This is a genomic window from Bacteroides sp. 51, assembly GCF_010500965.1.
Lineage (GTDB): Bacteria > Bacteroidota > Bacteroidia > Bacteroidales > Bacteroidaceae > Bacteroides.
Window position 1 is genome coordinate 57,883 of the sequence record NZ_QVMI01000002.1, and the last position, 22,752, is coordinate 80,634.

22 protein-coding genes are annotated in these 22,752 nt (G+C 37.9%); 12 read left to right on the top strand and 10 right to left on the bottom strand.

Translation table 11 applies throughout. The features are described 5' to 3' along the window. Positions 1 to 7: 7 nt before the first annotated feature. Entirely contained in the window at positions 8 to 550 is a 543-nt protein-coding gene (locus D0T87_RS02235) for a hypothetical protein (protein WP_163172440.1), read from the bottom strand. Positions 551 to 2,057: 1,507 nt separating this feature from the next. Between D0T87_RS02235 and D0T87_RS02240 the strand changes: the two genes are divergently transcribed. Further along, on the top strand, positions 2,058 to 3,350 hold the full coding sequence (locus tag D0T87_RS02240; RefSeq protein WP_163172442.1) for a hypothetical protein: 1,293 nt from the start codon (positions 2,058 to 2,060) through the stop codon (positions 3,348 to 3,350). Between the two features lie 397 nt (positions 3,351 to 3,747). On the opposite strand, the gene D0T87_RS02245 is transcribed toward D0T87_RS02240, so the two are convergent. From D0T87_RS02245 to D0T87_RS02270, 6 genes are all read right to left on the bottom strand, one after another. After that, on the bottom strand, positions 3,748 to 4,146 hold the full coding sequence (locus D0T87_RS02245; RefSeq protein ID WP_203558586.1) for a hypothetical protein: 399 nt from the start codon (positions 4,144 to 4,146) through the stop codon (positions 3,748 to 3,750). A 77-nt stretch (positions 4,147 to 4,223) separates the two neighbouring features. Further along, positions 4,224 to 4,409: a hypothetical protein gene (locus tag D0T87_RS02250; protein ID WP_163172446.1), complete on the bottom strand. Its 186-nt coding sequence runs from the start codon at positions 4,407 to 4,409 to the stop codon at positions 4,224 to 4,226. A gap of 132 nt (positions 4,410 to 4,541) precedes the next feature. After that, a complete protein-coding gene (locus tag D0T87_RS02255; protein WP_239063424.1) occupies positions 4,542 to 5,162 on the bottom strand; it encodes a hypothetical protein in 621 nt (206 codons plus the stop codon). 15 nt (positions 5,163 to 5,177) lie between these two features. Next, positions 5,178 to 6,356, bottom strand: a complete 1,179-nt coding sequence (locus tag D0T87_RS02260) for a KilA-N domain-containing protein (protein ID WP_163172448.1) — start codon at positions 6,354 to 6,356, stop codon at positions 5,178 to 5,180. Continuing rightward, a complete protein-coding gene (locus tag D0T87_RS02265) occupies positions 6,353 to 6,682 on the bottom strand; it encodes a hypothetical protein (protein WP_163172450.1) in 330 nt (109 codons plus the stop codon). The genes D0T87_RS02260 and D0T87_RS02265 overlap by 4 nt, the downstream gene beginning before the upstream one ends. After that, on the bottom strand, positions 6,663 to 7,124 hold the full coding sequence (locus D0T87_RS02270) for a hypothetical protein (RefSeq protein WP_163172452.1): 462 nt from the start codon (positions 7,122 to 7,124) through the stop codon (positions 6,663 to 6,665). Before D0T87_RS02270 ends, D0T87_RS02265 begins: the two co-directional genes overlap by 20 nt. 283 nt (positions 7,125 to 7,407) lie before the next feature. Here D0T87_RS02270 and D0T87_RS02275 point away from each other — a divergent pair, with 283 nt between their 5' ends. From D0T87_RS02275 to D0T87_RS02325, 11 genes are all read left to right on the top strand, one after another. After that, positions 7,408 to 8,727: a DUF935 family protein gene (locus D0T87_RS02275; protein WP_163172454.1), complete on the top strand. Its 1,320-nt coding sequence runs from the start codon at positions 7,408 to 7,410 to the stop codon at positions 8,725 to 8,727. 125 nt (positions 8,728 to 8,852) lie between these two features. Next, positions 8,853 to 9,587, top strand: a complete 735-nt coding sequence (locus D0T87_RS02280) for a hypothetical protein (RefSeq protein WP_239063425.1) — start codon at positions 8,853 to 8,855, stop codon at positions 9,585 to 9,587. Further along, positions 9,568 to 10,143 carry a hypothetical protein gene (locus D0T87_RS02285; protein WP_163172456.1) on the top strand — a complete coding sequence of 192 codons (576 nt, stop codon included), beginning with the start codon at positions 9,568 to 9,570 and terminating at the stop codon, positions 10,141 to 10,143. Before D0T87_RS02280 ends, D0T87_RS02285 begins: the two co-directional genes overlap by 20 nt. After that, entirely contained in the window at positions 10,136 to 10,888 is a 753-nt protein-coding gene (locus D0T87_RS02290; RefSeq protein WP_163172458.1) for a hypothetical protein, read from the top strand. The genes D0T87_RS02285 and D0T87_RS02290 overlap by 8 nt, the downstream gene beginning before the upstream one ends. A 44-nt stretch (positions 10,889 to 10,932) precedes the next feature. Further along, positions 10,933 to 12,198, top strand: a complete 1,266-nt coding sequence (locus D0T87_RS02295) for an ATP-dependent Clp protease proteolytic subunit (protein WP_163172460.1) — start codon at positions 10,933 to 10,935, stop codon at positions 12,196 to 12,198. A 121-nt stretch (positions 12,199 to 12,319) separates the two neighbouring features. After that, positions 12,320 to 13,369: a hypothetical protein gene (locus D0T87_RS02300; protein ID WP_163172462.1), complete on the top strand. Its 1,050-nt coding sequence runs from the start codon at positions 12,320 to 12,322 to the stop codon at positions 13,367 to 13,369. Positions 13,370 to 13,439: 70 nt separating this feature from the next. Then, positions 13,440 to 13,709 carry a hypothetical protein gene (locus tag D0T87_RS02305; protein WP_163172464.1) on the top strand — a complete coding sequence of 90 codons (270 nt, stop codon included), beginning with the start codon at positions 13,440 to 13,442 and terminating at the stop codon, positions 13,707 to 13,709. A 3-nt stretch (positions 13,710 to 13,712) separates the two neighbouring features. Next, positions 13,713 to 15,056, top strand: coding sequence for a DUF2586 family protein (locus D0T87_RS02310; protein ID WP_163172466.1), 1,344 nt, complete (start codon positions 13,713 to 13,715; stop codon positions 15,054 to 15,056). Between the two features lie 8 nt (positions 15,057 to 15,064). Then, on the top strand, positions 15,065 to 15,520 hold the full coding sequence (locus tag D0T87_RS02315; protein ID WP_163172467.1) for a hypothetical protein: 456 nt from the start codon (positions 15,065 to 15,067) through the stop codon (positions 15,518 to 15,520). A gap of 747 nt (positions 15,521 to 16,267) precedes the next feature. Further along, positions 16,268 to 18,445 (top strand): TonB-dependent receptor, encoded by a 2,178-nt coding sequence (locus D0T87_RS02320; protein WP_163172469.1) that lies wholly within the window; start codon positions 16,268 to 16,270, stop codon positions 18,443 to 18,445. Next, the gene (locus D0T87_RS02325; RefSeq protein WP_163172471.1) at positions 18,446 to 19,243 is read left to right on the top strand and encodes a cation transporter; all 798 of its coding nucleotides are present in this window, start codon (positions 18,446 to 18,448) and stop codon (positions 19,241 to 19,243) included. A gap of 180 nt (positions 19,244 to 19,423) precedes the next feature. Here D0T87_RS02325 and D0T87_RS02330 read toward each other — a convergent pair whose 3' ends face one another. From D0T87_RS02330 to D0T87_RS02340, 3 genes are read right to left on the bottom strand one after another with little or no spacing between them, the layout of a single operon-like run. Further along, complete coding sequence (locus D0T87_RS02330) at positions 19,424 to 20,440, bottom strand: tyrosine-type recombinase/integrase (protein ID WP_163172473.1); 1,017 nt, start codon at positions 20,438 to 20,440, stop codon at positions 19,424 to 19,426. A 3-nt stretch (positions 20,441 to 20,443) separates the two neighbouring features. After that, the gene (locus tag D0T87_RS02335) at positions 20,444 to 21,430 is read right to left on the bottom strand and encodes a tyrosine-type recombinase/integrase (RefSeq protein ID WP_163172474.1); all 987 of its coding nucleotides are present in this window, start codon (positions 21,428 to 21,430) and stop codon (positions 20,444 to 20,446) included. After that, positions 21,423 to 22,682, bottom strand: a complete 1,260-nt coding sequence (locus D0T87_RS02340) for a tyrosine-type recombinase/integrase (protein ID WP_163172476.1) — start codon at positions 22,680 to 22,682, stop codon at positions 21,423 to 21,425. Before D0T87_RS02340 ends, D0T87_RS02335 begins: the two co-directional genes overlap by 8 nt. Between the last annotated feature and the right edge of the window lie 70 nt (positions 22,683 to 22,752).

The window sequence follows — 22,752 nt, forward strand, 5'->3', positions numbered from 1 at the left end:
GATACCGTTATGATGCAGCCGCAAGTGGTAACGGTTTTTCTGTTGGTTTCACTTTCTTTTCCGTTTTTGATACTTCCGTAGTTTCTTCTTTTGCCAGCATAATACGGAAGCCAAGTGCATCAAACGACGCCTTTGCCGCTCTATGGATGGCTTTGGCATAATCCCGTGCAGTGCGTTCAAAGTCTTTTTTCGTTGGTACCAATCCGATACGTGCCCACACACTTTCGTCAAGTTGGTAGCTTTTTACCGTTTCGCCTTTGGCAGTACGGAAGATTACGCTGGATGGAGTTGAGGCACGCAATTTGGAACGGATACCGTCATTGTCTTCACGCAGCTTGTTTTCCTCAGCTTTCACTGACCAGAACGTAGCCATAACATTTTTCCATACCCGGAAGATTTCATTCTCAGATTTATCAGCAGGTTCAAATTCCGGACCGAAGAATTGCTGGGCAGATTCTTTACCGTCTTGTGTGGTGTAAACAAGGATAGTACCAGTTAAAGTTCTCGCAAGTTCTGCATACTGTGTAGCGTTAAATTTTACAGTTTTCATAATCGTTTTATTATTAGAATATTATGCAATAGCGCATATTGTTGGCAAATAGGGAATCGAACCCCACATATCTCTACGATGGCAACCCTTGCCATTGAGCCAAATACAATAATTGCACGTTACCCTAACATAAGCGGATAACGTGCAATTAATTTTGTAATCAATATTGCGCCTCAACTAAAACGTGTCGGATAGTTTGCCCGGCAAAATATTTTGCTACATTTGCATTCATGTTACTTTCTACAAATATGCAAACCTTTGTTCTACTCCGATTTCAACAAAGTGTTTCTCCGGCACGTCCCCTATCTTTTCCAATAGGGCAGCTAACATTCAGGCGGGAGGCGGCTGGTGATTTTGGGTATAACATTGGCAATACTCTTTTCCCAAGCTCCGTACAGGCTGTTTTTCCTGTATAGTGTATTTTATCTCCGGGTGCAACTGGGCACACTTATGGCATTATTCTTACACGTCCTTATTTTGTACTGAAACTCCCAAAATTTAACGTTTCATGTACACGGTTACAAAGTACACGTACTTTCACCGTTCCGGCTTGCTACATTGGTTTGTAGTTCCGCGTAGTGTGGTTATTTAACACATTCTTTAATCGCTCCATAGCGAACGGACGTTTTTTGATTTTCCAGAGTTCAAAAAAATGTTTCCAATAAAAAAACTCTTTTGTTTCTGCCTTTTGGCGTTTTGCTTTTCTTTTCTTAATTCTGTTTTAGTTTCACATTCTGTTTTTTCTGTTTCCGTTCGGCTTGTTTTTTGCCGTTTGGTTACATGACTATTATAACGAATGATTTTAAAACATGAAAGAAAATTCAAAAAAATATTTTTAGACTAAATGATTTTTGAGCGTGTTTTTTAGTGGATATAATCGCGCGCGTACATGAGTCTAACTTGTTGAATATCAACAACTAACGTTTTATTTGAATTTTGATGAAAAAAAGTGTTTTTGCATAAAACACAAAAGAACCGGTTATTTATATGTGTTATAGTTATTTATTTTGATATTCGTATTTGATTCTATTTGAATATCAGTTAATTACGTTTATTACTATCTTTACTTATTTGCTTTAAATATTTAATCATGCTTTCAATTTGTTACTATTAATGTTTGATATTCTTGTTTTAGCTTCACTTTATATAAAAGTGAACTGTTTAACGCGTTGAAAATCAGGGCTATAATAATTTTAAAAAGAAAGGGGTGGGTATCCACCTGGGTGCGGATTCGATATTTGTCCTCGGGGTGATTTGTCAAGTTTCATTTTTTGAGGAGTCTAAAAATGGAAATCAGTTTGAAAAATGTGAAATCCTCGAAAAAAAGCACCTTTTTGTAAGCCTGGATTACATAAAGGTGGCTTGTCTTGTTCTTGGCTTTTTCTATCTACCTTCTGTATATCCTTTTCTTTATATATTCTCCTTAGATAGATTTTATGTTACTCGTTGAAAATGTAATAATTAGAATTTCCATATTGCTATTTTAATATGGTTTAAAACACTGTATATGTTATCACTGGAAAACTGCAGTGGAAAATATGATTCTGTTTGTTATATCTTGTTTATGATTAGCCTGCTGTTACTTATTTGTTCAGTTCTTCTTTTGAAACGAATGATTGAAAAGTTTGTCTTTGATTTCATTGTTTTTCTTCAAATTACGCTATATTTGTTCCCAACAGTAATTTCTAACTTTAAAATGAAATCCAGCAAAGAGATCACGTCCTATCTCAGTAAATTTGTAACAGCAAAGGAGGACAGACGAAAAATAATGCTCTTCTTGAAGGAGAAGGGGTTGGGTGATAGTTTTCCCAGAAAGAAGAAGAAAACTATCACGTTTGAGGAGTTTGAGTCCTGGTTTTATGGATATACACCTCAAAAGGGAGATTGCATAGAATCTGGTGGCGTTTGGGGGATAATTCAGGATATCCAATCGGATGTGGTATATTTGGGAATATCAGTTGTCAATGGCAGCTTGAATCAGACCATCAAAAAATTAGCTGTCTCTGAAATATATCAGGCTTGTGCCCAAAAGATACTGCTTATGCAGAACTTAATGTTTCAGAAAAAACTGTCTTGGAGCCGGTTTCACAACAAGGTTGTCCCTTCAAAGAAAATTTCCCGGAATGATTTTGTGAGAATAACACGATTGGGGCAGAAGTTGGGACTTGGCATTTTCAAAGAGAACCTGAAGGGTGATATTATTTTATTTGTGTATCTTCAAACCAAGACTGGCCGGGAGATGGACTATTCTCTCTCTATAAATATTGGTAAAGAGGAGGATTACCAAATTGAAATGATCTCTCCGGAAGAACGATATGATCTGATTGAAGAACTGGCGGCCTGCCATAAAGTTTGGAATGGACATTTTGAGCGTGTAGAACCAATAAATTGGAAAGCTGATTCTGGCGATTATTATTACTACATTAACGAAACAAGTGAAATTATCCGTGATGTAGAATCTGATAGACAAAAAGACCTGAAACGGTTACGTGGGTATAACTACTATCGTAAAATGGATAATGCCAGAGTTGTTTTAGATTTAATGAAAAAAATCTGGCTGGATATGTATGGTTCCTCTTCTGATATAAAAATGATTGGTAAGACATACTTCTACATCAATGAAAACCTGAATGTTGTTTCTAAACCCGATAATGGTAAGCCAAAAGATTTAAGCCGTTATTGCGGTCGCAATTATTTTAGAACAGAGGCTGACGCATTGAAGGCTACCTATGAAATGATTGAGTTACGAAAGAAGCAACTCGTAGAAACTAAAATCCCATCTATAAAAAAGAGACGTTGATTCTTTTGGGAAGGGTTCCTCTCTCCTTTGTTTCAAATCATAAAAATGGAATCTAAAGGGATAGATATAATAATCCAATGAGAATGTTGTGTTATACTGGATTTCCTTTATTCCTAAAATTCCCAAAAAATGAGAAACGCCGTAGGCGATTCTCTTATTATTTCTTTTTGCTTCTTTTTCTTATTTATAAAGAAAAAGAAGATTATAAATTCTTTATTCTTTATTATTATATATACTACATATATTTCAAGGGGGTATCCGGTGTGTTTTCATGCCAGATGATATAACCTAAATATAAGGTGGTAAAATACAAATAAAAAAAGGCTACTCTCTTTTTCCAGAAAGCAGCCCTTGATTGCAGGTTGGGTTACAATTTTACGTCCCTAAAAGGACTCAGCTAATGATGTAGTTCTAATTCTTCCAGTTCTTCATCAGTAATACTCATAATATCCCTGTTTTCTTTCATAAACTTGGTTTCACAAAAGGATATCAGCCTGTTTACATTTCTGGTAGAGGACAGTATTACCCCCAACCTATCATAAACAGGTTTGTTTAGTGAATAGTAGACTCTATTCCCGGCTTCATTTACAGATTTATCTATCAATCCCATCTGTACCAGCTTTTTTGCAGCCCGGTCAAATGCATATTCGGTAAGTCCCATACGTTTCATGTACTCTGCTTTACTCCAGTTTATGTCATTCCCATATCGTTTCAGATAGTCAAAATCTACCATGTGTATAAGGAACCTTTCCTGGGTTGGCGAAAGTAAATATGAAAATCCAATAGGAATTTTCACGTAATAGACCCTTTGGCGTTTTACTGTATCTGATTCTGTCATTTATCAATTCCTTTCATACAGTTCTCTCTGTCTGCCTATAACATAGATTCATTAATGTAGAAAAACTTTATTTTCCCTTTTACCATGGGCTTATAAACGCTAAATCCCAGTTCACGTGCGTATTTGCCAACTGAAACTTTATTGGGAACTTTGATAGAGTTTTCCACCATGTGCGCTTCCATTTCTTCAAATGTCATTCTTTTCTTTAGCTGTCTTTTCATCGAATTAATGTTTAGTGAATACAATTCATAATCGATTAAGAATAGATCAGTGTAGATAGGAAAGTTTGTCTATGGCTAGAAAAATGAACCAATTCAACTTTAGGCGTAAGAGTGATTCTTTAGCTATGAATCTTAATCTCTTCTCCCCATCTCACTGAGTTTGTGCAGAATGAGTATAACAACCGGTATGTTTCTTGGATCAGCCCATTGTCGTGCTACATTCCAACTAATTGACTTTCCGAACTCAAAGGTTTCCATTGTTATTGTATGGTATGATAATTTCCCTTCCATCGGTTTAAGTCCCAGAGGGTGAAGTTTGCAAAGCCCATCTTCTCGCTGAAAAACACATCTTCCGTTTTCTGTTTTTATTTGTATCATGGGGATTGGCGGACATTCTCCTAGTGTAGCCCCGACCATCCAAACAGTTTTCTTAAGCTCATTTATGAATCCGGCATCAATCAGCCTAAGTATATCTTTTGGTGTTCCCAGGCAGGGAGTCTTACATTGCTCTTTACAATCATCACAACTACATTCTGTTTTTTCTCTGCCGGATTTCTTAGAGATTTTTTCTAATAGTTCATCTTCATTGTAAAATTCCTCCTTTAGCAACTCATTACTAGCCATTTTACTCCTGAGCAGTTCAACTTCCTCTCCGATTATTTTTTCTATTATCCCTTCAGTTTCTTCATTAGGTAATTTGGTAATTTCAATACCTTCTCTTGTTACTTTGATTGCTACTATTCTTGCTTTCATAGTTTGTAATTTATTTTAGTTATGTTTATTACGATACAGGTCTAACACAAATTCTCTACCGATTTTGGACCATCGTTTAGTCTTTCCAACCTGGTACAGCTTTCCGGTTTTGGGGTAAGTCCAGTAATATGGGTGATCCACTTGGAGAGATTTATAATTAGGATACGCTTCATAATATTTTCCATTCCACCGGACTATTTTCTCTTCACGAAGGAATGAGTAAAGGTGAACCGTTGAAATTCGAAGCTCCTCTGCAATGATAGAAGTTTTAAAACTATCCCTGTTCTCTATAAAATCATCATAAAATTCTACTTTGGGCCTGTCTTCTTCGATTTTTTGATTTTGTTTTTCAATATATTCTTCTTGTTCTATAATCTGCAATAACGCTTCTTTATAGGTTGCCGGAACCTGTTTTTGTATTCCATACGATGTGCTAAACACCTGTTCTTCGGGTTGATTGAGTACTGTCATACCGGTAGTCAGCAACTCTTCCATCTTGGAATTACACCAAATAGAAAATTCCGGCGACAACCACCGTGCGAAATCCATGACCAGGTGTTGCTCTATCCAGGTTACCCCCATGGCCCCCCTGCTTGTTTTTACCTGATTTTCAAGGTTCTCAGATTTTCCCTGTTCAATAAGCGAATTCCTGAACCGGTTTGTCTCCGCTAAGTTGAGCCAATCCCGAGGTGTCTTCCCGAATGATCTAGCCATTTCTGTAGCATTGAAATAAGTGGCGCCATTATCCGACTTGACCGATATTTGTCGATCTTGATAGTGGAGTAGAATTAAGTCATTCGATTCTTCTTTCTTTGATATTTCTTCCTCCTTTCTTTTTTCCAGTTTATTAATAATCCTGATGTGTTGGGACTGAGCTTTTACAGGTAGTGCTCCTGCCCATTCCAGTAGCTCTTCGCAAACTTTAGCAATCTTCTTGTTTTCCTTTCCGACTCTTTTTGCTAAAGATTGGACGTCGTAAACTTCTATAAACCAGTACAAGCGCCCATTAGTGTATATTGGGAATTTAGCACTGCTTTTTAAGTATCTCGCTGTATTTTCTATATCCTGTTTGTCGTTCCTCTGTAGTATGCGACATAAATCGGATAAAGACAGCCATTGTACGTAACCCTCTTTGTCATATCTGACATGTATGGGTACCTTTTGAAATAAGATCGTCTTATTAAATGGTTTCATCTTCTTATACGTTTAATTTGTTCATTTCTTAATTTGGCCATTTCTCTGATCGTATGGTATTTTCGCTCTTCTCCACACATCTTGTCATACTCCTGTATTTTCAGTGTGTTTAAATCACTGATTTCTATCAGGATATCCGGATGGAGATGCCGAAAATAGAAGCCACCAGTTGATATATATTTTCCAGTGCATACAAAAGAGATGGCTTGTGTGTTGCCACCGGTCAGTTCGGATGCACTGCGAAGTGAACGCACAATGGCTATTAATACTTGTGCGCCATTAAATACCAATACATGTTTTGCTTTTTTATATATCGACTTGCCCATCGTGATCAAATTGATATAGTTTATTCAAGTCATCTTTGCTGAGTCTGTTTACTGCCAGATATGCAATCATGGAGTCCGATACTGAAAATCCGGTTTTTAGTAACTCAGATATTTTTTCAATCAGGTAAATCATAAAGTATGGATCCAAATAGGCCAGAAAAGGTAAGGCTAAGGATTCCTCCATCAAAACATGTCCTGTTTTGCTTTCCTGCACGACTATCTCCTGCTCGGGGATCGAATAATAATCACATAATGACCCCAACAAGGTAGATGCTGAATTTATAAAACCGTCAATTGCATCTTTGTTTACTTTTCCCGTTTCTTCCAAATACGTGGTAGCATCAAAATAAAACAAGTCATCTTCCAACGATTTTCCAAACTTTAAATTTTTAAATTCTTGATATTCAAGATGATTACAAGGAGCTATTTTTTTTCTTTTCATTATAGTATTTGATTAACCTTAGTTTTGGCGACAAATATAGAATAAATAATGTTATAATTATATATAATAAAGATAATATTAACACTGTATTTTGCTTAATTCATATTGATTAATAGGTAGTTATATATTAATTATGTATTGACTTGTGTTTGAAAAGTCTGTATATTGTAGTGTCTTGTTTTTCCTTGAAAATGCAGCTATAAACATCGAATATTCTCTGTATATACCTTGCCTGTGAAATAAAACAAAACTTTACGAAAAAAGCTATTCTTCAAAAAAGTTGATGAAGGAAGTGCATACCCAAGGAAGGTTTAATCATGAGTTGCTTGAAAGTATTTTTCGGACCAGTAAAAAGACTATTCAGGAATATGTAAGAGAGGTCGAAAGAAACAACCGTTATAAGTCTGTCCGGCAGGATCTGTCGTTAGGCACAGTATTGGATGATCGTTCAAGATTAATCGACCTTTATGACGCCTGTCTTCAGCAAGATGCTCATATTCGGGCTGTGATAGAAACTTTGCTCAGTCAGATTTTAGGAGATCGGTATATGCTTGCCCGCATCAATGACAAAGGGAAATATATTAAAGACGTTAAGGCTACTCAAAAGATACAAGGTTCCCAGTTTGATAAGATTATCCGTGGAATTGTAGAGGCGAAGTTGTTTGGTTACACCTTGCTTGAAATCCTGCCGGCAATTTGTCCCCGTACAGGAAAACTGGCTGAAGTGAACATAGTTGAGCGTAGAAATGTACTTCCCGATCAGAAGGTAGTTGTTAAGCGTCAGGGTATTTGGCATCCCCATTGGAACCTTGGAAGTCAAACCTATCAACGCAATTATGTGCTTGTCAACACTGGGGATATCGGTTTATTTTCTGCAACAACACCGTTAATTCTAGCTAAGAAGTTTACCGTAGCAAATTATGTGAATTTCTCTCACACGTACGCCCAGCCCATTATCCATGGAAAGACTGTATCGGAAAGTAACAATGATCGTAAACGTTTGGCCAATGATATCGCTAATGCTGCCCAGAACAAGGTTATAGTTACCGGACTGGATGATGAGATCGACATTAAGACATTCACCATGTCCAACTCGGAGAAGATTTATACCAGTTTGATTGAATTTGTGAATAATGAAGTCTCCAATATGATTTTGGGTTCTGAGTCCATGGCTGGTGGTATGCAATCTTATGTGGGTTCCACTAAAGCCCATCAGGATATTTTCCGGGAGCGAATTGAGGTTTATCGCCGTTTTATTGAAAATATCATGAACGAAGAAATTGTTCCCCGATTAATCAATATGGGATACATTGAGTCCGGGTTGGAATTTAAGTATTCCAATCGGATTGAGATGAACAATGAAGATCGTATTAAACTGTATGGCCTTATCACAGATAAGTACGAGGTCACTGCCGATGAGATTGAAAAAGAGTTTGGTATTCATGTAGGGAAGCAGTTGAATGTGATGAGTTTCAGTGGTACTACCGGATTAACGGGAATAGGCTCTAACGACCAGCATGTAATGTCAGATGAAGAGTATTATAAGCGTTATGGGCATACCCGGGGAAGTAATGTCTCAAATTTTATTCGGGGAATGGAATAGACATCCTGCTTCCATTCCCCAAACATGCGGATGTAGTTAACCGGAAAATAACAGAATCGGGCAATGACAGAGATGTAACGGAGTATAATCTCTTATTTGCAGGCTTTCGGAAATTGCTAAATGCTTTGGAGGATGGCATTGAGAGTTATGAATGTCTGGAGGATATAATCTCGCTTCGTGCATCTTTTCTTATCAACCGGGTATTGGAGGGATTACGAATTGATTTCGATACGGCTCTTTCTTTGCTAAAGAAACACAATAATCATATTACAGAAAGAGAGAAAGCTGAACTTGAAATCCTCATTGCCGCTATAGACAATCTGGTTGATTTTGCCGCTTATGGGCAGGTAAAGATGATGCAAGAATTACCGGAGGAAAGGTATCTGCAAGGTAAAGACCTATACGAAACAACGTTCCGGAAATACAATTTGGATTATGCTCGAACGGAAAATGCCGATGTTCTTCATGCAGCTACCATTGCCTGTTTTTGGTTGGGAATGCCGGATAGTTCTATCCTGACGTATATGACCCAAGGTGATGAGCGTGTTCGTGCCTGGCATCTCTCTTTAGAAGGCATAAGCTTCCCCAAAAAAGATTTTCCACCCGGACTGATTCCACCTATTGAACATGGCTGCAGGTGCTATTTACTCAGCGATCAAATACAGCGAATTTATGGTTCAATAAAGGCTGAAAGCTATAACGGTCATGTCAATCCGGTTTTCTCCGAGAGTTTGGCAACAGGTGGTAGAATATTCTCTTTAGCTCATCCATACTTCAGTGTAAAGTTGCCTCGTAAGATTCGAGAGTGTATAAACAAAATTAAATCAGCCTATTATTATCATGAGCAAACTAACTCTTGACCAATTTGTCGCCCAATGGACAAAGAATGCTTCTTCCAGACAGATCGTGAGTCGTTTTGAGTACAATGTATTTGAATTCACCACACTGGCAGGGAATTACTCCAAACGTTTTTTTGCTACCTCATTCATTACAGGAGGTTTTTATAAATCGGGCCGGAAGTGGGAGGCACGTAAGTCCAAGTGGGGGAAAAAATTTACCCATCCTGTTATGACTGATACGGGAACACTCCGAAAAGCCATCAAAGGGGAAGGTCGACAAGTTCGGCTGACCGGATGGACTGATGCAAGAAAACGTCTATTTAAACGGGGAGGTGTGTATAATATATACACAGATGAACGCAGCTTGCCTATTCGTGGGAAACGTGGAAAGTCAAAAGGATATAAGCGTTATGCGGCTATTCACAATACTGACCCTCGCTATTCTAATTTCACAGTGAACCAATATTCCAGTCGCAAACCCGTTCAGCGTCAATTTATCGGTTTCAGTAAAGTATTGGATCGAGATATAGAGAAATTCATTCCCATATTATTTAAAGGATTCCCAGGAAATGCTTAAAGATAAGACCCCAACAAACATACAACAGGAAGATGTTTCTCATCCCGAGCAAGAAATAGTGCTACCCGAGGTGGTGACCAGCAACCCGTTTGTAGAAATATATAATGCTGTAAAGCGTGCTCTGTTAACTATCCGGGAAAATCCGGATGACCCACAGAGCCCACCGTTTTTTAAAACTATAGCAATTGATACCGGACAGTTTGCTCGTATTGCCCGCAGTGAGAATACAGAATTCGAGACGGAGTTTCCTGCCATTTTTGTTCATTTTATCAATGTCAGGTACTTGGTTCAACAGCAACGTATCGGTGAAGGTCGTGCAACCGTACGCATCCGGTTTATACTCAATACCCTCAATAATCAGGATGTGGAACGGGAGTGTGATCCATTCCTGATCTTTCAACGAATTAATGTTGCCATCCAGGATGCCAAGAATACGGAACCTGCACTTAACGAGCGATGCAACCTGACCTATTTTGATATGCCCACCACTACCAATATGCTGCAGGCTTACTGGGTTGATTATGAAGTCTGGTTCCGTGAGATGTCTGCCTGGCGTTATAAGAACTGGGTGGAGCGATATTTAGTTATGCCTCCCTTTACTGATCACGATGATGCACCAAAGCATGATAAAGATGGACACATGGGGCATAAGATTCCGACTTACGATCAAGCCAGCAACTATACGACATCAGTTGGCACCGACTCAGAAGACAATGACGAAGAAGCCCTATCCGAGATTGAATAAAAACATCTTTAGCGATAAGTCTCTATTCTTGATAAAAAGCAATAATGACTCAAGAATTTAAAAATATCATTGGCGAGGTCAAGAACGGTGAAGTAGCAACAATTCGCTTCTTTGGAAAAATCAATGAAGAGCGAGCCAACCAATTTTGTGCAGAGTTTGATTATCTGGAAAACTACGTGCGTCCCAAACTGATTCGTGTGTTGATTAACTCAGAAGGTGGCTCTGTCCTGTATGGAATGTCTATATACTCCACTATTCAAAATTCAACTGTAGATACAGAATGTATTGTCGAAGGCATGGCTGCTTCTATGGGGTCAGTTATCTGGGCAGCAGGAAAACGGTCTCTGATGTGGGATTATTCTATATTGAATATCCACAATCCTTTTCTTCCCGGTGTGGAAGATTCCAAAGAGTTCGAACTAGTCAAAGCATTTATAAATCAGATCAAAACCATTTATCGCAAACGGTTCGGGTTAAAGAAAGAGGAAGTAGAAAGGATTATGGATGGAGAGGCCGGAAATGATGGTACCTTTTTCGATGCGAAGTCTGCTGTTAAAGCCGGAATAATTCCTGCTGAGAACATTCTACACACCAATAAGCAACTCTGCGAGAAGGTCAAAAATGAATTACTAAATCTCACAGAAGCATCAGACATCCAATCTATGATGACCCGTATATGTGCTCAGGCTGATATGCTTGAACTTAAAAATAAACACTTTTCTCAGTTTACCCCTAGTCTTAATCAAAGCCTAAAAACAAATAAAAATATGACCGAAGTAACAAATAACCATGAATATTCAGCTGTTGCAGCCAGTCTTGGTTTTAAAGATAATTTCGAGGTAAAAGATGTAATGTCTCGCATTTCAGAATTACTCTCTGTAGAAGCCAAGCTAACGGAAGCTAATACGAAGTTGACAGATGCTCAGACTGTAATTGCCGGCAAAGATGCCACTATCCAGAATCTGCAAAAAGATAATGGAGACCTTACTGTTGTGGTCAATGCTTATAAAGCTAAGGAAACGCAAGAGAAGAAGGCCAGAATAGAAACATTGGTGGATGGCGCTATTACGGAAGGTAAGATTGATCAGGCTTCTAAAGAACAATGGGTTGCTATGGCCGAGGCTAATTACGAATTGGCTGAAAAGACGCTGTCTTCCATTCCGGCGCCAGAGAAAATCACTCAACAGATTGCTACTGATCCGGAAAATGTAAAGGCAGCTGCCGAAGCAGCCAAAACTGCTGAACAATTAATGGCTGATAAAGTATCTACAGTGGTCGGTGAAAAGTTTGAGTTTAAAAAACTCAAATAACTTTCTAAGGAAATCCATCCTAATATAAATTGAAGTGTCCGTCAAAGACACATACCCGTAATAAAAGCCAATACGGTAGTACAGATTAAGGCTCTAACAGAATTTTAATCAGAACTATTAAATGAGTAATACAGTAAGCATTTTGCAAAACGGGTATGGTGGAGAAGTATTAGAAGATCTGCTTACCTATACCGCTCAAGGTAACGACACCTATAAAGAAGGGTTGATTTACATCAAAAGCGGAATACAATACAAGTATACACTCCCATCCATCAAATTAGGAGATGTTATTCAGGATAACAATCCTGTCCCCACCAGCGTACATGGTTCTAAAGGTCCTAGTGGAGAGAATGAGTACCAACTCACTGCCCGACACTTGATTCCACAGGATTTCATGGTTTATCTGGAGTTTAATCCTCGTGATTATGAAAAATATTGGAAGTTCGCACAACCGGATGGAAATTTGGTTTTTCGTGAACTTGACCCGAGAATCCAGGCAGTCATGCTTCGCTTGCTTATTGAAAAGAAGAATGAGTATATCGGTAATGCGATCTGGACTTCATGTATTGGAGGTTCAGCAGCTTCAAATATCATTTCTCCTGCCGATAGTGCTATTATCGGTAAGAATAAGGAGAAGTATTTTGACGGCTTTATTAAACGTGCAATTGACAATGCTTATGCTACTGACGCCGAAACCATTGCTGGTGGTCAGGTAATCATTTCCGGCAATACAGAACTTAGCAACGGACAAGCTGTAGAGAACGCACTCTACACGATGTGGAAAAAATGTCCAAAGGCTATTCGTAAGAAATCAGACTTGGTTTTTGTGATCGGTTGGGATGCATGGGATGCTTATGACCAATATATTTCCGATAAACAGGTAAAGTATAGCGAGAATAGCGAGGTAAACCGCTACCGTTTCAAAGGTAAGAAGATTATCCCTATTGTGGGTATTCCAGAACACACTATCGTATTAGGACAGTTTTCAAATTCAATGGATAGCAACCTGTGGATGGGTGTAGATTACGCAAATGATACAGAGATATTGAAAGTGGATCGCTTGCAGTCCAATTCAGAGCTTTTCTTCTTTCAGATGCGTATGAAAATGGATGTCAATATTGTCCGTCCTGGCGAAATAGTTGTTCACACTGCATATAAGAAAGCACCTTAATCATCATTAGTATTAACCTTTAAAGGGGGAGCGGAACCAGTGTCCCTTCCCCTTTTTTCCCTTTAACCAAATGGCAAAAAAGATAAATACCGAAGAACAGGTAAGCGAAACTCCAGTTCAAAACAATCCCAATTCGGAAACCAAAGAGAAAACCACACAAGTAGCAGACACTTCAATAGAAGCTCCTGCTCATGTAAAGGACATATTGAAAGGCTTTACAGGCTATAAGACTTTGTTTGTTGACAAACACGGTGGAGTATTTACTCCAGATACAGCTTTAGTCATTCGTGGGGATGCAACCCTATATGAAAATCCATTTTACAACCCTGAAAAGAACTAACCCATGGCTTTAGGAAATGTATTCATAAAAGATGTCGATGGTAATCTGCCTGGTAACTCTTATGCAGGAAATGAAAAGGTTACCGGATTACTATTTGACGTCTCACTGCAGCCGGATCTCTTTACGACCGGTTATGGTAAAAATAACGAAGGCAAGGTGGCACTCAACGACGTTATCTATATCACCAATCGTAAACAGTCAATCAAAGATTACGGAATTATTGAACGGATAACGGTCAATGAGGAGAACGAAAAGAATGAGAATTTCTTACACGGTATTCCCGCTTATCATATCCGGGAGTTCTTTCGCACATCCGGTAATATTGATGGCAATGGTAAACTTTACATTATGTTCGCCGACTGCAGTGAAAACTGGGATGCAGTGGAGATAATGCAGAGGGCGTCCGGAGGGACTGTCAATCAAATGGGTATCTGGACCGAACAACCGTTATGGAAAATCAATGGAGCAGCAGAGAAATATAATTTGAATCTGGTAAAAGGGTTGAATGATAAAGCAGTTGCACTGGCTGAACAGAATCAGCCCTTATCGATTGTTTTGTATGCCAATCCATCTAATACGGGAGCGCGTTCGGAAGAGGGCAATAAAATAGACCTGAATAAAATTCCGAGTTGTATCTGCGAAGCCAGTCGTGTATCTGTAATTTTTGGTCAGGCGCAGAATGAAATAGTTTCGCTCATGCAGAAGCGAAATGTAAACCATACACCTCCGGGATTTTTGGGTGCTGTAATGGGGTCAATCGCTAAAGCGAACGTTCATGAGTCGATCGCTTGGGTAAAACAATTCAATTTGTTCAATGATGACTTCCAAAGTATAGAATTAGGTTTTGGAGATATTAATCTGGATGTCAGTGATGAGTTTATCAGCTTGAACCAGTATGAATCTCTATCTCCAGTGTTACTGGACGATCTTGATGACAAGGGTTACATTTTTCCGATTAAGTATTCAGGACGAGAAAATGGGATATACATATCTAAGGACCAGACTTGTTCATCAGCAGACTTCAGAACAATAGCTCGTAACAGAACGATTAACAAATCTCGCAGGCAAGTACGTGAAGCCTTACTCCCTTATGTGAACTCACCTTTGATGGTTAATCCGGCTACCGGTTTTCTGGCAGCTTCTAAAATTACAGCATTTAAGACGTTGATTGGTGATATCCTGAATAAGATGAAAACCGACCAGGAAATTTCTGGTTATGCGGTCAATATCGATCCCAGTCAAAATGTACTTGTGAATGATACGCTGAAGATCGGGTATGTAATCGTACCGGTTGGGGTAGCCGTGAAGATATATGTGGAAGAAGGACTTTCTCTAACTGATAAATAAAATAGATTATGCCTATAATAAACAATGTAGCCTACAGTTGGAGCATGATTACCCTGTCTTCAACAGCTCTTGGGATTGATGAAGGAAGTACCACACTTGAAGGGGTTAGTGGTATTAAGTGGAATAAGAAACGTAAGATTGAAAGTAACTACGGGATGGGTGGTAAGCCTGTGTCGAGAGGTTTTGGTAATATTACCTATTCAGCATCCATTACGATGGACTATGCTACCCAGCAAATGCTACGTAGTACTTATGGTTCATTAATGGATATTGGGGAATTTGATCTGATAATTAGCTTTGCTAATCCAATGGCTTCAGATGATTGGACAACCACCACTGTAACATTGAAGGGGTGTATATTCTCTGAAGATGGAATGGAATCCAAGCAAGATGACACGGATATTACACATGAGTTTGATTTGAATCCATTTGATATTCAAATTGGGGATGGTATGTCTATATAGTCATATCATCCCTTATGTAAACAAATAGTATATGTAAACTTTTAGGACTAATCCTTTAATATATAGAGGTATTCTGTTCTAAAAGTTTGCATAATATCTAATGAATGCAAAATATTATCATTCACAAACATGCGAATTAAAAACGTATTCATATATTTTCTTCCGAATAATTTGCAGATATCATAAAAATCTTCCATTCTCATCAATCTCTTATATTTTAAATTAATGATGATGTAGATCAATTTTAAAAAAAAATCAGACTTTTAATGTATTTCAATATGAATTAACTATCTTTGCAGCATGAAATATTTATCTCTCATACTATCCATAAGTGTGTTGCTGTTATCAGTAATGCCTTGCTGTTTGGAGGATAAGTGTTTATCTGTATATGCCGAAACTGCTGAAACAGGCGATGACATGGGTAATAGTTGTGAAGACTGTTCTGATGACAGTTGTTGTTCACCATTTCTACATTGCAACACCTGTTCCGGATTTCCCGAAGCACGCTCCTATAATTTTATAAGTATAAAGAGCAACTTAGTTTCTGATTACAAATCAGATTATATAGAAAGCAACAATCTACCTGATTATAAATCTTCAATCTGGCAACCGCCAAAAGCATAAACTTATTTTTATTATACAGGTCACTGTGAATATGACCTACATTTTTTACGATAATACATTCTTTGTATTATTGTAATACTCAATTCATTTATTTCTAATTGAAGATTTAATACAATAAACATAATGAAATCAAAAATTATACTGATGCTATTCTTAGCATTCAGCCTTTCCAATATATTCGCACAAAACACACTTAGGGTTAAACTAATAGATTGTGACAGCAAAGAAATACTAATAGGTGCTAATATTGTACTTCAAAACACAACGAATGGTACAACTTCCGATACAGAAGGATTAGCGGTTCTCTCCAATATTCCTGACGGTAAACAAAGGTTTGTAATCACTTATGTGGGTTATGAAAAGACCATAAAAGATTTTACTTTTCCGTTGGCTTCGGATGAGATTATCGTTATTAGGGTTGAAGCGGACGAAGAAACATTACAGGAAATAGTTGTTTCTTCCACAAGGGGAACTCGTACCTTTAAAGATATTCCTACCCGCATTGAATTTATCAATGCCGAAGAATTAGGCGAAAAAGGAGTAATGAAGCCCGGAGATATACGTATGCTTCTGAATGAAAGTACAGGTATTATGACGCAACAAACATCTGCCATATCGGGTAATTCGTCTATCCGTATTCAGGGCTTGGACGGTAGATATACACAGATATTAAAAGACGGCTTCCCCGTATTTTCGGGTGCAGCAAGCGGATTAGGCTTATTACAGACACCCCCGCTCGATTTAAAGCAAGTGGAAATAATAAAAGGTTCTTCTTCTACCTTATATGGTGGGGGTGCGATTGCCGGACTGGTAAACCTTATTTCTAAAACACCCGAAAAGGAAAGGGATTTTTCAATACACCTGAATGGGACAACAGGCAAAGGACTTGATGTAAACAGCTTTTTCGGTCAGAAATTCAATAAGGTAGGTACTACCGTATTTGCCTCGTATAACCGCAACTGGGCTTATGACCCATCTGATGTGGGCTTTACGGCAATACCAAAGTTCGACAGGTTTGTATTTAATCCTAAGTTATTCTTATACTTATCTGAAAACACAGACTTTAATTTCGGTATAAATTCCATGATAGAAAACCGTTTGGGCGGTGATATGGAATATGTAAAGGGTAAAGGGGATGATGAACATTCTTATTTTGAAAGAAACAAGACGCAAAGACACTCAAGTCAACTTACGTTCGAACATCGTTTTGACAAACAAAACAAATTGAATGTGAAGAATAGCGTTACTTATTTCACTCGTAAGATTGAAATACCTGATTTTAAATTTGACGGCGACCAGTTATCGTCTTTCTCGGAAGTATCTTTTATACACACAAAAGAAAAGACGGAATGGGTAGCTGGTGCGAATGTATGGACGGATAAGTTTACCGAAGAAAAACGGACAGATTTCCCTTTGCGTGACTACAACATGACTACTTTAGGCATATTTGTACAGAACAATACGAAAGTAACGGACTGGATGAACCTTGAAAGCGGATTGCGTACCGATTATATAACCGATTATGGTTTTGCGGTTTTACCCCGTATATCCTCACATTTCAAGATTACAGAGAAATTTTCGTCCCGTGTTGGCGGTGGCTTCGGATATAAAGCACCTACCATTTTTTCAGAAGATAGCGAACGTATGCAATTTCAGAATGTCTTGCCGATAAATGATGATAATAACAAACTGGAAAGAAGCTACGGGGCAAATGTGGATTTCACTTATAAAACAGGTTTGTTTGGCGACCAAGTTTATTTGAGTGTAAACCAGTTATTCTTTTATACTTACCTGAGAAATCCGCTTGAACTGCAAGCTGTGGATAATAACCGTTGGCAGTTTAACAACATAGACGGTCATGTGGATAGTAAAGGGGCTGAAACCAATATGAAAATAAAGTATAAGGACTTCGGTCTATTTCTCGGATATACCTATACCGACGCTAAAGTAAAGGAAGATGGCAGAAGCTACCAAAAAACCTTAACCCCGAAACACAAAATCAATTCTGTTTTAATGTATGAGGTGGAAGATAAATGGAAAATCGGATTGGAAGCCTATTATACCGGAAAACAAAATCTGAATGACGGTAAGAAAGGAAAAGATTACCTTATTTGCGGATTAATGATGCAACGGATTTGGGAAAAGTTCTCCATATATGCTAACTTTGAGAACTTTACCGACAGACGGCAAACAAGATTCGACTCCATTCATACAGGTTCGATGACTAACCCTGAATTTCGGGATATTTACGCACCGTTGGACGGTTTTGTCCTGAATGCCGGGATTATAATTAAATTGTAAATGAAAAAATCAATTTTTAAAATTGAACAAATGGATTGTCCGAGTGAGGAAAACCTCATTCGAATGAAACTCCAAGACATAGAGGATATCGCCAAACTGGAATTTGACCTGAAAGACAGAATACTGACCGTTTACCATACTGGCGATTATCAGACAATAGAACAGCAGCTTGCTACTTTGAATCTCGGTTCACGTTTTGTTGAAAGTACAGAAGTAACAGGAGAAATTCAGGCAGATGAAGACAATAAACAGCGTAAAGTCCTTTGGATTGTACTGGCTATAAATTTCGGTTTCTTCCTCATCGAAATGTCAACGGGCATCATATCTAAATCTATGGGATTGGTTGCCGACAGCCTCGATATGCTTGCCGACGCTTTTGTATATGGGTTAAGCCTGCTTGCTGTGGGTGCTGCCGCAAGCCGTAAGAAACGTGTAGCCATGATTTGCGGATATTTTCAGATACTTCTGGCTGCAATCGGTTTTATTGAGGTAATCAGGCGGTTTACAGGTGCAGAAGAAATGCCTGTTTTTCAAACAATGATAGGTATATCCGTACTTGCATTGATAGCTAATGTTATATGCTTGCTTTTGCTTCAAAGGACAAAAAGCAACGATGCCCATATTCAGGCAAGTATTATCTTTTCATCTAATGATGTGATTATCAATGCGGGGGTTATTCTTGCGGGATTCTTGGTGTGGCAGTTAAACAATCAGATACCTGACCTTATAATTGGTAGTATTGTATTCCTTATTGTTATTAGAGGGGCAATCAGGATATTGAAATTGGCTAAGAATTGAATAATATATCATAAGAATAGAAACGAAAGTTATAACAACTACTTTAATCAAACGGCAATTTTGCCGTAATTGAATGGAAAAAGAAAGTCTAATTAGACACGTAAAATAATAATGAAAACTCAATAGGTCAATTAAATTATGATCTATTGAGTTTTGTTCTTTAGTTACGAGTGTTTCTATTTATCCCAAGCTTTCAAGCCATTGTAGAAGTCCTTTATTTTTTTGCCAAATAGGAAGAGAATCCACATCTGGAGCAAGACTGGTCTTTTCTATAGCTTCGATCTTCTGCCTTTGACTAATACGAGCATATATTTCTGTTGTTGTTACAGATGAATGGCCAAGAAAGTCTCTTATATAAATCAAATTAATACCTGATTCCTGAAGCATCATAGCTTTGGAATGTCGCAAAGAATGCGGACTAACACCTTCCGGTATAGCAGATCGATTAAGATTGCGGGCAATATCAGCATACTTTTTTACGATATTAGATATAGACATTCTGGATAGTTTATCCTCTTGGCCATTATCAAACAAAGGCTGTTCATTAGCCCAGTTATTCAGTAATCCTTTCTCTTCCATATACTTCTTGAGAAGTTTAGCTCCCTTTTCTGATATAGGAACTATACGGGTTTTGTTTCCTTTTCCCGTAATTTTAAGTGTTGTCGGTTTTCCAAAATGTACTTTTGAAGGAGTTAAGTCGGCAATCTCTTGTACACGAGCTGCGCTCTCATACATCAAGGACAAGAGCGCCAGATCCCGACGCCCCTTCGGTTTAGTTGTATCTGGTTGTTCAAGAAGAAGTTTTATACCTTCTGAGGTTAAATAGACGACTTTGGCATTTGGGGTTCTTTTCACTTTAATTGCTAATATCCTATGCCATTCGTGAAGATGTTCGGGTGAGCGATATAACATAAAACGGAAAAAAGCATGTAATGATGAAAGCCTTGAATTTCTGGTAGACACGCAATTATTACGTTCGCACTCAAGCCAATTAAGATATTCTATAATCCGTCCCTGTGTTATATCTTTGAAATCTATTTTATCAGCTCCTACATGATGTTTGTTTCGCATGAAGTTCAATAAAAGCATCATGTTATCCCGGTAGGATTTTATGGTATTAATGGAATATCCTCTTTCTTTTGGAAGATATACGGTAAGATAATCCGTTAAGTATTTTGCAAATTTAGTCGGTTTCATAACTTATAATCGTTTAAAGTCTGGATAAATATATGTACAGATACTATCAGTCTGACTCAGCAGTTCGGGAAATATTTCAGATGTTAATCGAACATATTTATCTGTTGCTTTTAGAGATAAATGACCGATGTACATAGAAAGAATAGGCATAATATGGTAAAGATCCTTACCCTGCTTTGCAAGCCGGGCCATTGTCTTTACACAAAATGAATGTCTGAGATCGTGTATCCTGGGCCCTCGTTGTTTACCAAGATGCGGAATACCAGCCATTTTTAAAATCTGATTCCACCAATGTCCAAAAGATTCGTTTGTGCATTTAGTGCCATTTAGTTTAACAAAAAATGTATTGCTATGGATATATGGAAGAAGGGATTTATATTGTCTGTATTGCCTACATACTTCAGATAATGATTCAGATATTGGAACTAAACGTTCTCTGCCGTTTTTGGTATCCCTCAATATGAGACAGTTATTCCCGAGATCAACGTCTTTATCCAGTAAATTAACAGCTTCACCAAGCCTTATACCTGTTCCTGCAAGCATACGAATCAATGCAGGAACAGAGAATAGACAATAACCGGGATGATGACGTTGTTGTACAAGAATATTAGTAGCGTTATATATTTCTTCCAGTTGAGCATCAGTATAAATATATGGTACTACAGTTTCTCGTCGGGCATGATGATACACTGGTATGTAGGCGTCATATCCAAGATTGTAAAGATAAGTTGCGAGTTGACGTATATAGTTTATCCGGTGGCTCCATGTGGTCACTGTTTCGTTTGGACGTTTTGCACACCATTCTTCGACAAGCTCTTTAGATAAGGCTATTTCCTGGTTGCCTTTATTGTGGGCAAAAGTATCGAATGCCCACAAACCAGTTTCAATACGTTCAGCTTTAAAACCAAGCCCTTTCTTTAATCTGATAAAATCACGGATAAATGGTGATAGAATACTGTTGCGATAGTTTTTAATATTATAATTAGCCATAAAACTTGCCTCCTTTCTGTTCATAAAACGATACTGGAACCAGAGGGACTTCCATAGCGCATTGTCTCATGGATTCAATATCGATTCTCAGATAGTTCATTGATGTTTGAACGCTGGCATGGCCAAGAACTTCTGCAATAATAGGTATAGTGGTTCCTTCGTTTATCATAAAATTTGCCATTGTATGACGTAAAGCATGTGGACCACTTTTTCTGTTTCCAATTTTTACCCCTGATGTGGCAATAATCTTTCGGGTCATGTGAGATATAGCTTCTGAAGGTAGCGGATTATGAGGGAATCGAGGACTCAAAAAAACACGTTTTTCTTCCGATATAGGACGTCCATTTTTAATGTAATTAATAATGCCTTCACCAACATCAGATGGTAATGGCAACAAAATCGCTCTGCCAGTTTTCTTTTGAGTAAAAGTAACCTGATTGCCTGACCAGTTCAGGTGATTGAATTCAAGGCCACTAATATCTGAAGCCCTCATTCCAAGGCGGACTGCAAGCAGAAGTATTGCATAATTTCTTTTTCCTATTGAAGTTGAGCGATCTATCGAATAGAGGATAGTTTTGATCTCTTTCTTTGTATAGACAGATGGTAGCTTTGCTTGCTGGCGATAATTGTCTTTAGGAACTACTTGGGATAAATTACGTTTAATATATCCTTTTTCAAAAAGATAGTTCAAAAAACGTCTGACAACTATGAGCGATTGATTTTTGGATGCCGGTTCATTTGGGAAAATATCAGAAGCATAATACATCAATTCCAATGGAGATAAGAGAGAAATCGAATATACGTCCCTTGATTCTAAATAATCAGAAAATTGATAAAGATGCCATCTATGCGCTTTCAATGTAATTTCTGAAACCCGCATTGATTTTTTATAATCAAGATACTCATCTATAATTGGACGAAAAGCACATCCAATTTGATATTGAGGTTTTCGATTGATATAAATAGGGATTTCGCCTGTTTCGTTGAACTGAATCAGGCAAAGACAGTGTCGAAGATGATCTTTTTGATAGTGGGTTAGATTAGATATCTCAGATTGTCCATAGGTCGCTTTTATATATTTCATAGCGACTTCTTCCGTGTAATCATGGATTTTATTTTCATCCATATATCTCCGGAAACGGTTCCATGCCCAGAGGTATATTCTAATTGACTCCTTGGATCTTCCCAAATTCTGAAGGTATTGAGAAGCTACTGTAACTAATTCATCAAAAGTGTTGAAATCTGTATTCATAAGCTATTTGATTTAAAAAGACAGCGAAGTTGCTGTCCTCAAATACAAAATAGCTAAATATTATGTAAAC

Bases quoted from the DNA above. Each gene is read 5' to 3' on its own strand.
- D0T87_RS02285 (WP_163172456.1), top strand. From the start codon at position 9,568: ATGAGCAAACTAACTCTTGACCAATTTGTCGCCCAATGGACAAAGAAT.
- D0T87_RS02335 (WP_163172474.1), bottom strand. From the start codon at position 21,430: ATGGCTAATTATAATATTAAAAACTATCGCAACAGTATTCTATCACCA.
- D0T87_RS02295 (WP_163172460.1), top strand. From the start codon at position 10,933: ATGACTCAAGAATTTAAAAATATCATTGGCGAGGTCAAGAACGGTGAA.
- D0T87_RS02255 (WP_239063424.1), bottom strand. From the start codon at position 5,162: ATGAAAGCAAGAATAGTAGCAATCAAAGTAACAAGAGAAGGTATTGAA.
- D0T87_RS02310 (WP_163172466.1), top strand. From the start codon at position 13,713: ATGGCTTTAGGAAATGTATTCATAAAAGATGTCGATGGTAATCTGCCT.
- D0T87_RS02240 (WP_163172442.1), top strand. From the start codon at position 2,058: ATGTTATCACTGGAAAACTGCAGTGGAAAATATGATTCTGTTTGTTAT.
- D0T87_RS02275 (WP_163172454.1), top strand. From the start codon at position 7,408: ATGAAGGAAGTGCATACCCAAGGAAGGTTTAATCATGAGTTGCTTGAA.
- D0T87_RS02300 (WP_163172462.1), top strand. From the start codon at position 12,320: ATGAGTAATACAGTAAGCATTTTGCAAAACGGGTATGGTGGAGAAGTA.
- D0T87_RS02270 (WP_163172452.1), bottom strand. From the start codon at position 7,124: ATGAAAAGAAAAAAAATAGCTCCTTGTAATCATCTTGAATATCAAGAA.
- D0T87_RS02325 (WP_163172471.1), top strand. From the start codon at position 18,446: ATGAAAAAATCAATTTTTAAAATTGAACAAATGGATTGTCCGAGTGAG.
- D0T87_RS02235 (WP_163172440.1), bottom strand. From the start codon at position 550: ATGAAAACTGTAAAATTTAACGCTACACAGTATGCAGAACTTGCGAGA.
- D0T87_RS02290 (WP_163172458.1), top strand. From the start codon at position 10,136: ATGCTTAAAGATAAGACCCCAACAAACATACAACAGGAAGATGTTTCT.
- D0T87_RS02320 (WP_163172469.1), top strand. From the start codon at position 16,268: ATGAAATCAAAAATTATACTGATGCTATTCTTAGCATTCAGCCTTTCC.
- D0T87_RS02265 (WP_163172450.1), bottom strand. From the start codon at position 6,682: ATGGGCAAGTCGATATATAAAAAAGCAAAACATGTATTGGTATTTAAT.
- D0T87_RS02330 (WP_163172473.1), bottom strand. From the start codon at position 20,440: ATGAAACCGACTAAATTTGCAAAATACTTAACGGATTATCTTACCGTA.
- D0T87_RS02305 (WP_163172464.1), top strand. From the start codon at position 13,440: ATGGCAAAAAAGATAAATACCGAAGAACAGGTAAGCGAAACTCCAGTT.
- D0T87_RS02250 (WP_163172446.1), bottom strand. From the start codon at position 4,409: ATGAAAAGACAGCTAAAGAAAAGAATGACATTTGAAGAAATGGAAGCG.
- D0T87_RS02260 (WP_163172448.1), bottom strand. From the start codon at position 6,356: ATGAAACCATTTAATAAGACGATCTTATTTCAAAAGGTACCCATACAT.
- D0T87_RS02340 (WP_163172476.1), bottom strand. From the start codon at position 22,682: ATGAATACAGATTTCAACACTTTTGATGAATTAGTTACAGTAGCTTCT.
- D0T87_RS02315 (WP_163172467.1), top strand. From the start codon at position 15,065: ATGCCTATAATAAACAATGTAGCCTACAGTTGGAGCATGATTACCCTG.